1 pseudogene is annotated in these 489 nt (G+C 64.0%); it reads right to left on the reverse strand.

The window, feature by feature from the left end:
• Window positions 1-115: 115 nt before the first annotated feature.
• Window positions 116-489 (reverse strand): annotated as a pseudogene (locus tag RNB18_RS51095) (acyl-CoA thioesterase domain-containing protein); the annotation flags it as partial.

Raw genomic sequence — 489 nt, forward strand, 5'->3', positions numbered from 1 at the left:
GTTGAGAACTGGTTCCTCATCACGTTCGCGGCGCTCATCCTCCTGGCCGTGGCCCGGAACATCTGGATGCGCCGCCGCGGCTGGATTCGCTAGCCGCACATCGCGCATGCCTGCCCTACAACCGGGCCGGCACATCGATCGAGGTATCCACCGGTCGCATCGGGCGGATCAGCCCTTCCTGGGCGAATGACGCCAACAGTTCACCGTCCTCGGTGTGCACCTGACCGCGGACATACGACATCCCCTGTCCGGCCGCGGTGCTCTCATGGCTGTAGAGCAGCCAGCCATCCCATTCCACGGCTTCGTGGAAGCTCACCGATGTCGACATCAACGCCGTAGACACCGTGGCATGCGCCTGCGCTGTGCCCACCCCGCGATGCGGTCGCATCGTGGTGGAGATGCCGAGTTGCCCGGTGAAATACGCCAACAACGCCTTGGCGAGGTCGTCGCGTTCGGGAATCGGGTCATAGCGCAGCCACGCATAGAGTT

Source organism: Streptomyces doebereineriae, from assembly GCF_031845645.1.
GTDB lineage: Bacteria > Actinomycetota > Actinomycetes > Streptomycetales > Streptomycetaceae > Streptomyces > Streptomyces canus.